This is a genomic window from Streptomyces sp. R302 (assembly GCF_012927245.1).
GTDB lineage: Bacteria > Actinomycetota > Actinomycetes > Streptomycetales > Streptomycetaceae > Streptomyces.
Genome location: NZ_JABBGE010000005.1, coordinates 345,559 through 358,970, shown reverse-complemented (window position 1 = coordinate 358,970; position 13,412 = coordinate 345,559). Strand labels below are relative to the sequence as shown.

General features: G+C 72.9%; 14 protein-coding genes. 2 read left to right on the top strand and 12 right to left on the bottom strand.

Annotation, left to right across the window (positions count from 1 at the left end; genetic code table 11):
- Positions 1-11: 11 nt before the first annotated feature.
- Together HHL19_RS17910 and HHL19_RS17905 are read right to left on the bottom strand one after the other, a co-directional pair.
- Entirely contained in the window at positions 12-710 is a 699-nt protein-coding gene (locus HHL19_RS17910) for an alpha/beta hydrolase (RefSeq protein WP_169091168.1), read from the bottom strand.
- A gap of 53 nt (positions 711-763) precedes the next feature.
- Positions 764-1,675: a TIGR03620 family F420-dependent LLM class oxidoreductase gene (locus HHL19_RS17905; protein ID WP_169090748.1), complete on the bottom strand. Its 912-nt coding sequence runs from the start codon at positions 1,673-1,675 to the stop codon at positions 764-766.
- 128 nt (positions 1,676-1,803) lie between these two features.
- Between HHL19_RS17905 and HHL19_RS17900 the strand changes: the two genes are divergently transcribed.
- On the top strand, positions 1,804-2,499 hold the full coding sequence (locus HHL19_RS17900; protein ID WP_169090746.1) for a TetR/AcrR family transcriptional regulator: 696 nt from the start codon (positions 1,804-1,806) through the stop codon (positions 2,497-2,499).
- A gap of 41 nt (positions 2,500-2,540) precedes the next feature.
- Here HHL19_RS17900 and HHL19_RS17895 read toward each other — a convergent pair whose 3' ends face one another.
- From HHL19_RS17895 to HHL19_RS17875, 5 genes are all read right to left on the bottom strand, one after another.
- Complete coding sequence (locus HHL19_RS17895; protein WP_169090743.1) at positions 2,541-4,436, bottom strand: rhamnogalacturonan lyase; 1,896 nt, start codon at positions 4,434-4,436, stop codon at positions 2,541-2,543.
- 328 nt (positions 4,437-4,764) lie between these two features.
- Entirely contained in the window at positions 4,765-5,967 is a 1,203-nt protein-coding gene (locus HHL19_RS38125; RefSeq protein ID WP_206325270.1) for a hypothetical protein, read from the bottom strand.
- Positions 5,964-6,548, bottom strand: a complete 585-nt coding sequence (locus HHL19_RS17885; RefSeq protein WP_169090741.1) for a sigma-70 family RNA polymerase sigma factor — start codon at positions 6,546-6,548, stop codon at positions 5,964-5,966. The genes HHL19_RS38125 and HHL19_RS17885 overlap by 4 nt, the downstream gene beginning before the upstream one ends.
- The gene (locus tag HHL19_RS17880; RefSeq protein ID WP_169090739.1) at positions 6,541-6,774 is read right to left on the bottom strand and encodes a hypothetical protein; all 234 of its coding nucleotides are present in this window, start codon (positions 6,772-6,774) and stop codon (positions 6,541-6,543) included. Before HHL19_RS17880 ends, HHL19_RS17885 begins: the two co-directional genes overlap by 8 nt.
- A 1,436-nt stretch (positions 6,775-8,210) precedes the next feature.
- On the bottom strand, positions 8,211-8,387 hold the full coding sequence (locus HHL19_RS17875; protein ID WP_169090737.1) for a hypothetical protein: 177 nt from the start codon (positions 8,385-8,387) through the stop codon (positions 8,211-8,213).
- Between the two features lie 321 nt (positions 8,388-8,708).
- Between HHL19_RS17875 and HHL19_RS17870 the strand changes: the two genes are divergently transcribed.
- Positions 8,709-9,143, top strand: coding sequence for a hypothetical protein (locus HHL19_RS17870; protein ID WP_169090735.1), 435 nt, complete (start codon positions 8,709-8,711; stop codon positions 9,141-9,143).
- Positions 9,144-9,531: 388 nt separating this feature from the next.
- Here the strand turns inward: HHL19_RS17870 and HHL19_RS17865 are convergent, their stop codons facing one another.
- The 5 genes from HHL19_RS17865 to HHL19_RS17845 form a co-directional block, all read right to left on the bottom strand.
- Positions 9,532-9,933 (bottom strand): metalloregulator ArsR/SmtB family transcription factor, encoded by a 402-nt coding sequence (locus tag HHL19_RS17865; RefSeq protein ID WP_169090733.1) that lies wholly within the window; start codon positions 9,931-9,933, stop codon positions 9,532-9,534.
- Between the two features lie 182 nt (positions 9,934-10,115).
- Positions 10,116-10,529 (bottom strand): STAS domain-containing protein, encoded by a 414-nt coding sequence (locus tag HHL19_RS17860; protein ID WP_169090731.1) that lies wholly within the window; start codon positions 10,527-10,529, stop codon positions 10,116-10,118.
- Positions 10,530-10,638: 109 nt separating this feature from the next.
- The gene (locus HHL19_RS17855; RefSeq protein WP_240981654.1) at positions 10,639-11,055 is read right to left on the bottom strand and encodes a pyridoxamine 5'-phosphate oxidase family protein; all 417 of its coding nucleotides are present in this window, start codon (positions 11,053-11,055) and stop codon (positions 10,639-10,641) included.
- Positions 11,052-12,842 carry a SulP family inorganic anion transporter gene (locus HHL19_RS17850; protein WP_169090729.1) on the bottom strand — a complete coding sequence of 597 codons (1,791 nt, stop codon included), beginning with the start codon at positions 12,840-12,842 and terminating at the stop codon, positions 11,052-11,054. The genes HHL19_RS17855 and HHL19_RS17850 overlap by 4 nt, the downstream gene beginning before the upstream one ends.
- A gap of 14 nt (positions 12,843-12,856) precedes the next feature.
- Positions 12,857-13,198, bottom strand: a complete 342-nt coding sequence (locus HHL19_RS17845; protein WP_169090726.1) for a metalloregulator ArsR/SmtB family transcription factor — start codon at positions 13,196-13,198, stop codon at positions 12,857-12,859.
- Positions 13,199-13,412: the final 214 nt, after the last annotated feature.

Below are 13,412 nucleotides of genomic sequence, written 5' to 3'. Positions count from 1 at the left end.
CGGAACCTCGGTCACGCCCCGGCTATGTCGGTGAGGATCCGCGCCAGCTCGCGGGGCCGGGAGAACATGGGCCAGTGGCCGGTGTCCATCTCGATCAGGCGCCAGCGTCCGCTGGTCAGCAGCTTGGCCACGTCGTCGCTCGGGTCGGGGTCACCGAGCGTGCACTTGATGTAAGTCGCCGGGAGGTCGCCGAGCGGCCTTTCCAGCACGGCGGGTTCGGTCAGCGTGGCACCCGGGTGTGGCGTCGAACCTCCCGCGATCCGCGCGATCTGCTCGTCGGTGAGGCCGTGGCCCTCGAAGTGGGTTGCGGGCGCGACCGGCCAGAATCCGCCGTTCTCGGCGATCGTTGTCCTCATCATCGCCCCGCCGTCCGGCCAGGCGGAGACGAACGGTTCGCCATCGGCCGGAACACTGGAGTCGAGGAAGACCACGTGCGCCAGCCGGTCGCCGATCCGTCCGGCGGCCTGACCGCTTGGAATGCCCGAGTAGCTGTGGCCCACCAGGACGACGTCGCGCAGGTCCTGGCGTTCGACCTCGTCAACGATGTCCTGGACGTGGGTCTGCTGCCCGGCCGGCACGCCCTGCTTCTCGGCGAGGCCGGACAGCGTCAGCGGGTGGACACCGTGGCCGGCCGCACGCAGGTACGGCACCACATCGTCCCACGCCCACGATCCGAGTCGCGCACCCGCAATCAGTACAAAGTTCGCCATGGCTGCACCGTAGCGGAGCGATCCGGCGACCACTCAGGAAGTTTTTTCGATTCTCACCCCAGGGCGGAGGCGAGTTCGCGCCACTCCCGCTGCGGCAGCGTGGTCGGGTCGGCGGTGAGGACCTGGAGGCAGACGTGGTTCGCGCCGGCGTCGAAGTGGTGCTGGACGCGGCGGCGGATGGCCTCCGTGCCCCCGTACGCGACGATGGCGTCCACCAGGCGCCGGCTCGGGCCGCCGGCGAGGTCCGCGTCGCCGAAGCCCAGCCTCCGGACGTTGGCCTGCTGGTGCGGGGCGGCCGTGACGTACCCGGCCACGTGCGCCTGCGCCACCTCCCGCGCCCGGTCGAGGTCGGTGTCCAGCACGACGGCCTGCTCGACGCCGAGGAACGCGTCCGGCCCCATGATCGCTCGGGCCTGTTCGGTGTGCTCGGGCGGGACGAAGTAGGTGTGGGCGCCCCAGGTCGTCGCGGCGGCCAGTCCGAGCATCTTCGGGCCGAGGGCCGCGAGCAGACGGCGCGGCGCGGGCTCCGGGACCGGGCCGTGGGCGGGGGCGGCGTCCATGGACCGGAGGTAGGCGCGCATCGTGGACAGGGCCCTGGCCCGGGCCGGCACGGGGTAGCCGTCCACCTCGTGGACGGTGTCGTCCACCCGGTGGCCGCCCAGGCCGAGTACGTACCGTCCGGGGAAGGCCTCGCCGAGGGTGCGTTCCGCGGTGGCGGTGGCCAGCGGATCCCGGAAGGCGATGTTGGCGATGCCGGAGACCACGGGAAGGCGACGGGTCGCGGACAGCAGCAACCAGGCCTGGCCGAAGGTGTCGCGGCCGAACGCCTCGCCGTACCAGATCGCCCCGTACCCCAGTTCCTCGAGTTCGGCGGCGGATTCCCGTACGCGTCCGGCGGGCTGCGCGTCGTACGCGAAGGTCCAGATTCCGACGCGGCCGAGACCGGTCGATGCGGGCGGTGTCATCCGTACTCCTTGCACCATGAAACGGAGAGGCTCTCCGCTTCGCTGGGCGCTACGATACGGAGAACCTCTCCGGTTGGCCACACCTGGTCGACGGAACGAAGGAGCAAGAGCGGCTGAAGGGCAGGAAGATGACGACCGAGCACGGCACCGACGGCAGCGGAGGCTCCGGCGGCGCCCCCGTCGATCCCCCGCGCCGCATGGACGCCCGCCTCAACCGGGAGCGCCTGGTCGCGGCCGCGCGGGAGGTGTTCGCGGAGGCGGGTCCCGGCGCGTCCCTCAACGAGATCGCCCGCCGGGCGGGGGTGGGGCCCGGGACCTTGTACCGCCACTTCCCGGGGCGGACCGAGCTGTTGACCGCCGTCCTCAGGGACCGGATCGAGACGCTCTGCGCGCGGGCGGAGCAGCTGCTCGGCGCGCGGGACGCGGACGACGCCCTCCAGCGGTGGCTCCACGACTTCCTCGACCACGCGCGGGCGAACCAGGGCATGGGCAGCGCCCTGCTGGTGGAGACCGCCGCCGCGGCCGACCCGTTCTTCGACTGTCACCGACGCATCCTGGACGCGGCGGGCGGACTGCTCGACCGGGCCCAGGAACACGGAACGGCCCGCGCCGACGTGACCGTCGACGACCTCGTCCACCTCGTCGTCGGCATCGCCCTGTCCACGACCGGCGACGCCGGCACGGGGCCCCGGCCCCACCGCCTCCTGGACCTGGTGCTCGATGCGGTGTTCGGTCCGCCGGCCACGCCGGCGGCGGGTGCCGGGGGTGCTGATGGTGGGAGTGCTGGTGCTGGGGGTGCTGGTGGTGGTGCGGGCGCCTCCTGACCCCCGGCGTTCGTTCGGGGCGGGTGTGCGCCCGCTCGCCGTCAGGGGGTGTGGACGGTGGGGCGAGGCGCGGTGGGCATGCCGGCGCCGATGAAGAAGGAGGGGTGCGGGGGCTGGTTGTAGGCGGTGTTCTGCCAGGCGAGGGCGGTGCGGTACTGGGTGTCGTGGAGCAGGGTGGTGATCCTGGTGCCGGTCGGGTGGGGTGTCGCGTAGATGCGCAGGGCGGTGTTGTCCGAGGTGCGCCAGACGACTTCCTCGCGCCAGTCGCCGAGGATGTCGCCGGAGAGGGCGGGGGTGGCCTTGGTGGTGTTGTTGGAGGAGACGCCGGAGCCGGTGAGGAGGCGGGTGTCGCCGGCGGTGCCGTACTTGTCGATGCGGGTGCCGTCGAGGAGTTCGCGGACCGTGTCGCCGTCCCACCAGGACAGGAAGTTGATGCTGGAGGGCTCCCGGCCGAGGGGCGCGCCGGTCGCGGAGCGCAGGGTGGTGTCGGAGGCCGACCAGGCTTCGGCGCCGGGGCTGCCGGCGTAGATGTCGCCGGCCACGCCCCGGCCGTTGTCGGCGCCGGAGGCCGTCTGCCACAGGATCTGGCCGGTGCGGGCGTCGGCGAGCCAGGAGCCGGGCTTGCTCCTGTCCTCGGAGACCTTGAAGTACTCCAGGCCCGGCCGGGACGGATCGAGGTCGCCGACGTGGCCCGCGTCGCCGTGGCCGAGCTTGGTCGTCCAGAGTCCGGCGCCGTTGTCGTCGACGGTCATCGCGCCGTAGACGATCTCGTCCTTGCCATCGGCGTCGACGTCCGCGATCGAGAGGGCGTGGTTGCCCTGCCCGTCGTACCCCTTGCCCACGTTCGTGGAGGAGTTGGTGTCGAAGGTCCAGCGGCGGGTGAACCGGCCGCCCCGCCAGTCCCAGGCGGCGACGACGGTACGGGTGTAGTAGCCGCGGGCCATGATCAGGGACGGGCGGGCGCCGTCGAGGTAGGCCGTGCCGGCGAGGAACCGGTCGACGCGGTTGCCGTACGAGTCGCCCCAGGAGGAGACCGTGCCGCGGGCGGGGACGTAGTCCACCGTGCCCATCGCCTTGCCGGTCCGGCCGTCGAACATGGTCAGGAACTCGGGGCCGGAGAGGACGTAGCCGCTCGAATTGCGGTAGTCGGCAGCCGAGTTGCCGAGCACGACGCCCGTGCCGTCCCGGGTTCCGTCGGCGGTCTTCATGGCGACCTCGGCCCGGCCGTCGCCGTCGTAGTCGTACACCTGGAACTGTGTGTAGTGGGCGCCGGAACGGATGTTGCGGCCGAGGTCGATCCGCCAGAGCCGGGTGCCGTCGAGTCTGATGCCGTCGATGAACGTGTTGCCGGTGTAGCCCGACTGGGAGTTGTCCTTGGCGTTCGTGGGCTGCCACTTCAGGACCAGGTCGAGCCTGCCGTCGCCGTCGAGGTCGCCGATGGAGGCGTCGTTGGCCTCGTAGGTGTACGCCACGCCGTCCGGTGTCGTGCCGCCGGCGGGCGCCGAGATCGGCACGTCCAGATAGCCGGAGCGGAACTTCAACGCCCTTTCGGAGGCAGGCTGTTCGGCACCGCCGATCACGGCGCGCACCGTGTAGTCGGCGGAGTCCGCGGCACCGGCGTCGAAGTAGTTGGTGGAGGCGGTGAGGGGGGTGGGGGTGAGCTTCGTGGTGCCCCGGTAGACGTGGAACGCCACGTCGTCCGGGTCGGTGGCGAGCCAGCGCCACGAGACAAGGTTCCCGCTCGCGGTGTGCGTGCTGGTCAGCCCTCGGTCGAGGCGTTCCACCTGGCGTGCGGTGGCGGCGTGCGCGGGCTGCGGGAGCGTGACGAGGCCGGAGACGGCGAGCGCGGCGGCGGCGACGCCGCTCAGCAGCAGCCTGGCCGTCGATCGCCTCCGCGTGCGGAGGGGTGGCGGGGTGAGGAGGGTGGGGGCGGGCATCGTGGCCTCCGTGGCATGGGGTGCGTGGGGTGCGTGGGGGTGGTGGCTCGTGGGACGGGAGGGGGAATGTTCACCGCCCTGACGTTGCGGGGTGGGGATGGCGCGGGTGGGGTGGGAACGGGCGTGGGAACGGGCCTGGGCGCGGGTGTGGGAACGCTCCCATGCGATGTGAGCCGAGCGTAGGAACCCACTGACGCCCGGTCAAGAATCCTGTCGCATCTTGTTGTTCGTCGATGTTGGGATTCGTTACTTTCGCCTGAAGCTGATGGCCCACGGGGCCGGGGTCGGGGCCGGGGCCGGGGCCGCGACAGAGACGTCCTGCGGCACGTCAGGCCTCGGCGGAGGCGGTGGCGCCGGCGTTGCACGGTTCTGCGGCGATGACGAGGACTCCGGGCTCCTCTTCCGTCGGCGTCGAGGCCTGCCGGATGCGCGGCTCCCACGCCGCCGGCCAGGCGGTCGAGGCGTTCCAGCGGACGCCTGCCAACACCGCGCCTTCGAGCCTGGCCTGCCGCAGATCGTCCCCCGTGAAGTCGTTGCTGACCGCCCGGACGATCGACACCGCGCGGGAGAGGTCCTGCGCCTTCGCCCACGCCTGGTCGAGGTCGTCGGCGAGGTCCCTCGTGACCATCTCGGGATCCGGGGCGCCGCCGGGGTCGGCGAGCATGGGCGCCAACTCCTCCTTGAGGAGCTGCTGGGCGTTGTGCACCGCCCGCAGCAGCGGCGTGGCGTGAACCTCCAAGGATTCCCGTACCGCACGCAGGTAGTCCGAGGCGGGGGCCACGGCCGGAGGGGTCCCGTCCGTGAGATGCCCCACCTGTTCGAGGAGGGACTCCAGGCGGTGGACCGAGGCATGCACCTGCGGTCCGGGGCCTCCGGCCACGTCGAGCTCCAGGTGGTTGATGACGTTCTCGGTGATCCTCCGGGCGCCGGCGAGAGCCGGCAGGAGGTCCCGGAGGGCGTACGACTGGGCTGCCTGCAGGGCACGGCCGCGGTACTTCATGCGTACGGGGGCGAGACGGTCGGCGAGCGGGTGGCCGACGGGAAGGTGGCCGGGCTGGGTCCCCGCCGCCCACTCATCGCGGTCGGCACCCACCGGATCCGCGAGTCGTCCGGTGACGACGGCTCCGAGTCCGCGGTGCACGGCGGCGAGCGTGCGGCTGAGGGCCAGATCGGGGTCACGGAGTTCGGGAGCACCGCCCTGGGCGGACAGCCGGTCCTGGACGATGACGGTCAGTCGATGGTGCGTCGCCGCGAGGAGGTCGTCCAGGGGCTGTTGAGTGGGGTGGGCGTCCGGGGGACGGCAGGGGTCCAGGGTGGGGTGGGCGTCCGGGCTGGGGGGCTTGTCTGGGGTGCGGCCGGTGTCGGGGGTACGGGGCGTGTCCGGGGTGCAGGACGTGTCCAAGGTGCGGCCGGTGTCGGGGGTGGGGGGCATTCCCGGAGTGCGGCCGGTGTCGGGGGTACGGCCGGTGTCAGGGATGCAGGGCGCGTCCGCGGTTCGGGGCATGTCCTGGGTTCGGGGCTTCTCGCTCATCGGCCTTCCTCCTTCTTCCTTCCGTCGGCCGTACCGGCCTGCAGCCCCAAGCCGACTTTCAGGGCCGCACGGGCACGGGAGAGGTTCTGCCGTACCGCCACGGGAGTCGTGCCCATGGCACGTGCGCTCTCCTCCGCGGTGAAGCCGTCGAGAGTCCACGCCATGGCGGCGCGCTGCTTCGCCGGCAGCTGGAGCAGCAGCCCGACCACGGCCCTGCTCTCCTCGTCGAGTTCCGCCGCCTGGGCGGGGGTCTGCCAGCGCATCGTGAGTTCATGGGGTTCGGGCGGATCGGAGCAGAGTTCTTCGGAGGCGACCTTCTGCTTCACCCATGAACGCCAGGCGACCTTGCGCAGCCATGCCCTGGGATAGGCGATGACGAGACCGGGCGCGCACATCTGCGTGAAGGCGTCCTGGGCGGCGTCCTGGGCGGCCGCCCAGGACGCGCCGTTGAGGAGAAGGAACCTGACCAGGGCCGGGTACTGCTCCTGATGGAGCGCCTCGGCGAGCTGGCGGCCCGGTAAGGCGATCGGGGACTCCCGGGGCGGTGCCGTGGCGCCTTCGGTGACGGTGACGTCATCCATGGTGCGCACCTCCGCCCGGGCGGGGGCCCGCTTGGACGGTTCTGCCCTCCGTGTGCTCCTGAAGCGCGCCCCAGGGGACGGTGTGGCGCACCCGCTCGGTGACGCCCGCGTCCACAATGCGCGCCAGCTCCACTCGGGCACTGAACCTGTACCGCATGATCTTCACCACGCCGCTCATGATGCTGACCAGAACGGTGACGACCGCCCCTGCCACGACCGGGTCCACTCCGCTGTCTCCTCTCTCTCGCCTCCGAGCCGCCACCGCTGATGTGCGGCGGATGCACAACAGTGCTCCAGGGAGCGGCAGTTGTGACATCACGCAGGTCAGGAGGCGGCGCGCTCCGGCCCGTGGCACGGTCCGGGCGTCCGGTGGGCCGCGGCTGCGGGGCGGCGCGGGGCCAGGTGGGCGGCCAGGCGTTGGAGAGGCCGGGGGCGACGTAGCCGCGGCCGTGGTCCAGGGCGCTCAGCGCCGCGCGGACGACGAGTTGCGGGGTGGTCATGGAGTCGGTGACGCCGGCCTTGCGAGGCCGATGGTCTCGACGAAGGCGGTCTCGACCGGGTCGAGGCAGAGGGTGAGTACGCGCATGCCCCGGCACTGGTACTTCTGACGCAGGGCGAGGCGGAGGTTCAGGACGCAGGACTTGGAGGCCGTGTAGACGGCGAGGTACGGGAGGGCTGGAAGCCCGCGTTGGAGGCGAGGTCGACGTTCGAGCCGTGGCCGCGCTCCAGCATGCCGGCGGCAGTTCGTGGGTGGGGTCGACGAGCGCGACGACGGTGACCACCGGCGGGTCGTGGTCGCGCGCCCCGGAGCTCTCCGCGAAGCGGCCGTAAGTGCCGAAGCCCGTATTGTCGACCAGCAGGTCGACGGTGAGGTCGCGGGCGGCCGGCTCGTCGGTGACCCGCCCGACCGCGTCCGTCCGGTGCGGCGAGGTCCTGGACCAGGACGCGGGCGCGGACGCCGTGCTCGACGGTGAGGGCGGACGGCGAGCGCGGGAGGTGTTCGGCGGAGCGGGCCGCGAGGATCACGTCGTACCCGCGGACGGCGAACTCCCCGCCGAGGCCGGACGACGCGCCGATGATGAGAGCGGCGGTGCTGGGCTTGGGTTCCTCCGTCAGGTGCCGACGGGCGGACGCGGAGCGCGGCGTCCGCGCGACCCTGGACGCGGCGGAGCAGGTGTTCGCCGAGGGCCCCGGGGAGTCCATGGAGGAGTTCGCGGCGGCCACGGCGTGCCTGGACGACCGTCCACCGGCGGTTCGCCCATCGTCAGGCGCTGATCGAGGCGTTGGCGACGTCTGCCGGCTGACCCAGACCGTGGACGACGGCAGGCCGGACACGCCGCCGCCGCTCGCCGCGATGCGCCGGATCACGGCCAACGTCCCTCAGGCCAAAGGTGCCTGGACCTTCGCGCCAAGGCTGTCGGACGCCCCGACAGCGAGGCCTTCGCCCTGCGCCGCGCGCGGAACGACGGGCTCATCGACAAGGCGGCGGACCTAGGCCGGGCACGGCAAGTCGCTGTGCGGCAACACGGGCGACGCCAGCCCCGACACCCTCGCCGCTCGCATCATCGACACCCTGCTGCACGGCGCCGGACCGTGGCCCCTGAACGGACGGGGGCCCAAACGGGTGCGAGGGTTGTCCAGTAACGTCGCCGCCGGTCGGCGTCACTCCTCGGGCTGGGGAGAGGTGTTCCCTCCGGCCGCGCGCCTCGCGCGCAGGGCGGCCTTCGCCGCTGCCTTCCGCCGGTCGATCTCTTCCCTCAACTGGCGTATCCGGGCCTCTCGTTCGGCGCCGGTGAGGCCCGTGAGCCCCAGCCGCGCGTCGCGTTCCTCCTGAGACATGGCGTCCCCTCCCCTCTCCCCCGACATGATGCGACGCCACACTCGCACTGGTGGATCAGGGAAGGGAACCCCGGGGTGGGGAGAGGGATCGGCGTCCTGCCACCGGGCCCAGGGTCCGCTACCGGCTCCCGCCCCGGCTGCGGCGGCAGGAGCCGTCGCACTTGGTTACCACCACCCTGCCGGGCTTCGCGGGCGGGCATCCGCTCGCCCGCACGTTCGCCCATCGGCACCGGTGGGTACTCATCCCGGCGCGGCGACACGGCGGCGGGTTGGTGGGGGCATGGCGAACGCCGGAGGGGTTCCGCGCCTACGTTGGGCGGCATGAACGACATCACCGCCGAGCTCGACGACTTCCTCGTCCGGTACGCCGCCGCCCTCGCCTCCTTCGACGCCGAGGCGGCGTCCGCGTTGTGGGGTGCCCCGGGCATGATCCTCGACGATCACAGCGTCGGCGTCGTGGAGACCCGGGAGGCCATGGTCGACGGGCTGAAGCGTTCCTACCCCCTCTACCGCCGGCTCGGCCTTGCGGCGGTCGGCCATGAACTCCTGAGCCGCGATCAGCTCAGCGACGCCGTCTTCCTCGTCCGCGTCCGGTGGCTCTTCTACGACGGGGACGGAGACCTGCTGACCGACAGCTTCGGCAGCTACGTCCTGCGTCGTGACGCCGACGGCGCGGGGCTGCGGGCGTTCGTGTACGTACCCGTGGACGCCGACGAGAAACTGCGGGACCTCGCCGCGCGGAAGGGGATCGAGTAGCGTCCCCGCGTGGCTGAGGTCCGGAGCGGAGCGAAGAGCAGGCAGGGGCTGCTGTTGCTCCAGGTAGGCTCCTCGGTCCCACGCGCGGTGACGGCGAGGCCGCACCGGCGGGACCGGCGGGACCGCCAGAAGGCGGTCCGATGGCCGGCGCGGTCGGCGATGACCCAGTCATGACGTTCGCGTGCCGGGCCGCCGCAGGACCGCGAAGGTGTTCCCGGCCTCAGGGCACGGTGCCGATCCCTGCTCGGTCACGGCACAGGCCCGGCCAGGGCGAGCACGCGGCATCGGGGCGGGCGCGACGAGGGCCTCCAGAAGGCAGACGACGGGGCGTGACCGGCACGACCGTGGTGGCGTGCGCCCCTCACGTCGGGAGCCGACCGCGTCACGCTCACCGCGGGTCCTCGCCCGCCCCCGCCTCGCGTTCGGCGGGCGCGGCAGGCGCGTCCTGCTTCGCGTCGCGTGCCGCGCTCCCGTGGAGGTCGGCGAGGAGCTCGGCCTGGCCCTCCAGTACCCCGGACAGGATCGAGCGCGCGACGGCGAGGAGGTCGGCGACCTGGGGGCTGGTCAGCGAGTAGTACACCGACGAACCCTCGCGGCGGGCGACGACGAGGTTCGAGCGGCGCAGGACGGCGAGCTGCTGCGAGAGGTGCGCCGCCTCGACGTCCACGTCGGCGAGCATCTCGGAGACCGCGTGGTCCCGCGTGCTCAGCAGTTCCAGGACCCGGATGCGTACGGGATGTCCGAGCGTCTTGAAGAACTCGGCCTTCAGTTGGTACAGCGGCGCCTTCACCGGGCCCACCGCCGCCGCGGGTCCCGTGCCGATCCCGCCCGTCCAGAACTGTTCACCATGGGCACCATCCTCGCCGCTGCGGGTCGCGGCGCCGAGCCCGGGGTCTCCGGGTGCCGGCCCGGGTCCCACCTCTCGCACGCACAGCGAGAGGTGGGACCCGGGAGTACGTGGCCTCCCCGGCGTCAGTTCCCGGGCGGGGTCGCGAGCGTGCGCGTGCCGGGCCAGTCGTCGCTGCACCACTCGCGCTGTTCCGCGCCACCGCCGTTGTGGGCGGCCAGCGCGGCCTCCAGGTCGCAGTGGACCGGTATCTGGGGGGTGTCGCCCGTGGGGACGAGGGAGCCGTCGGCGGGGATCGCGGCGAGTTCCAGGCCCCGCCCCTCCCCCGCCAGGCGACGGGCGGCCTCCGCCACGGCCAGCTGTCCGCCGGCCGACCAGCCGCGCAGGCCGGTGAGGTCGAGGACGACCGGGCCCGTCCCGCGGGCCAGGACCCAGCCCACGGCGCCGCTGAACCGTCCGACCGCGTCCGCCCCGAGGTACCCCGACAGGGACAGCACGCTGAGGCGGGGGTGGAGGGTGTAGCGCCATTCGATGGTCATTGTCGTTGCCTTACGGAGGGGGAGGGGGAGAGGAGGAAGGGGAGGGGCGGAGAGGCGGAGGAGGAAGGGCGGAGCGGCGGAGCGGTGCGTACGGGTCGCGGGGGCGCCGTCACGCGGACTTCACCGTGCCGAGCCGGTACCCGGTCACAGTCTGCGGGGTGATCCGCAGCAGGGTGTCGTGCGGCCCGTACGCCCAGCCGGGCAGCGTACGGAGGTAGTGGGCGGCCTCGGCGGCGTCCGTGACGGGCTCCGCGGGGCCCGAGACCGTGACGCTCCAGCCGGTGCCGGCGGCGATCCGGATGTCCTCGGCCTGGTAGGTCAGGATCGGCCGTCCCGTCGGGATGTCGGCCTGCACGGGGCAGCGGACGACGAGCCTCCCGTACTCCAGGACGTGGACGGCGGGCCGGACGACCGGCACCTCGCGCCGCAGGTGGACCAGACGCCCCTGGGTGGTGCCCTGCAGCAGCCACAGCGCCTCCGCGCCGGAGACGTCGACCATCCGACGGGATGTGGCGGCGGCGGTCATCGGACGGGCTCCTCGTCTGCGGGGGCTGGGGCGGGGGCAGTGGGGGTGCGGGGGGTGGTGACGGGTGCCGCCGCGGCTTCCGGTGCCGGGGCCGGGGCTGGGGCGGCGGGCAGGACGCCCGCCCCCTGGAGGTGGGCTCGGGCGCCCGCGATCGCCTCGGGGGTGGTGGCGAACTCGCGTCCTTCGAGGCGCAGGAGGTCCAGTGCGCCGACCGCGTCGAGCGCCTGCCGCTGACCGGGGCGGATGCCGGAGGTCATCACGGCGATGCCGCGCCTGTGGAGCTTCTCGACGACGTCCTTGAGGACGAGCGCGCCGGTGGCGTCGACGGTGGTCACGCGGGACATGCGGAGGATGACGACGCGGACGTCCGCCACCTCGGAGAGTTCGAGGAGGAAGCGGTGGGCGGCGGCGAAGAACAGCGGGCCGTCGATCCGGTACGCGACGATGTGCTCGGCGAGCAGCGCGTGCTCCTCGGCGCTGTGTTCGCCCGGCAGGTCCGCCTTGAAGTCCACCTCGGCGAGGCGGGCCTGCTTGGCGACGGCGCGCAGGGCGAGGGCGCCGGCGACGACGAAGCCGATGATCACGGCGTACACGAGGTCGAGCGCGAGGGTCGCGGCCGCGGTGAGGACGAGGACGACGGCGTCGGAGCGGGTGGCCTTCGCCATCGCCCGCAGCGAGCCGACCTCGACCATCCGGACGGCGGTGGCGAGGAGCACTCCGGCGAGGGCGGCCAGCGGGATCGCGGAGACCAGGGGCGCGGCGGCGAAGACGATCACCGCGAGGACGGCGGCGTGGGTCAGGGCGGCGAGCCGGGAGGAGGCTCCGGTACGGACGTTGACCGCCGTACGGGCGATGGCGCCGGTCGCCGGGACGCCGCCGAACAGCGGCGCGGCGAGGTTCGCGAGGCCCTGGCCGAACAGTTCCCGGTCGGGGTCGTGCTTCTGGCCCACCGTCATGCCGTCGGCGACCTGCGCGGACAGCAGGGACTCCAGGGCGGCGAGCGCGGCCACGGCGAACGCGGGGGCGATCAGCGATCCGAGCTGTCCGAGGTCGACGAAGCCGAGGGAGGGGGCGGGCAGACCGGCCGGCAGTTCGCCGATGGGTGCCGCCGCGTCCAGGTGGAAGAGCCGGGCGACGACGGTGGCCGCGATCACGGCGACGATCGAGAAGGGGACGGTGGGCCGCCACCGGGCACCGACGAGCATGAGGGCGGCGACGCCGAGCGCGAGCCCGAGGGCGGTCCAGTTCGGGGCCCGGACGAACTCGCCGACGGCGCGCCAGGTGACCTCCAGGACCCGTTCGCCCTCGGGTTTGGGGACGCCGAGCGCCTGCGGGACCTGCTGGAGGCCGATGACGAGGGCGATCCCGAGGGTGAAGCCCTCCACGACGGAGGCCGGGATGTAGGCCATGTACCGGCCGGCGCGGGCCACGGCCAGGGCGATGACGATCACGCCGGCGATCAGGCCGACCGTGAGGACGCCGCTGGGGCCGTACCGGGCCACGATGGGGACGAGGACGACGGTCATCGCCCCGGTGGGCCCGGAGACCTGGAGGTTCGAGCCGCCGAACAGCGCGGCGAGCGCCCCGGCCACGACGGCGGTCGCCAGGCCGGCTTCGGCGCCGAGCCCGGAGGAGACGCCGAAACCGAGCGCGAGCGGCAGCGCGACGACGGCCACGGTGAGGCCCGCGAGCAGGTCGCGGCGCGGGGCGCGGCGCATGGCGGCGAAGTCGGCGCGCACCGGCAGCAGGGCGCGCAGCCCGCCCGTCCTTCCCGATGCCTCACTCATCCTGCTCAGGGCGCTCATCGGGCCGGGACCTGGGCCTCCCGGAGTTCGGCGAGGAGTTCGTTCTGCCCGGAGAGCACCTCGGTGAGGATGCGGCGGGCGGCCCGCATGAGTTCGGCGACGTCACCGCTCGCGAGGGTGTAGACGACGGTCGCCCCCTCCCGGGTCGACGTCACGATCCCGGACCGGCGAAGCACCGCCAGCTGCTGCGACAGCGCCGGCGGCTCCACCTCGATCGCGGCCAGCAGATCCCGTACGGCCATCGGACCGTCCTGGAGCAGCTCCAGGACACGGATACGGACCGGGTGCCCCAGCATCCGGAAGAACTCGGCCTTGGCCTGATACAGCGGAACGGACACGTCCCAGCACGCTCCCTCTCTGAACCGAAGGGCTACAGCATGTATTGAATTGCCAAATTATGCAATTCAGCAGAGATGACGAGTGGGGGCGCCCTTCGCGCCTCGACCGGCCCAAGCCGGCCAGTAGCCTTGTCCCGCGAGAAAGCGGGGGGACGATTGTCAACCACCAAAATTTATGCTAGGGAGCCGGGAGCCGGGAGCCGGGAGCCGGGAG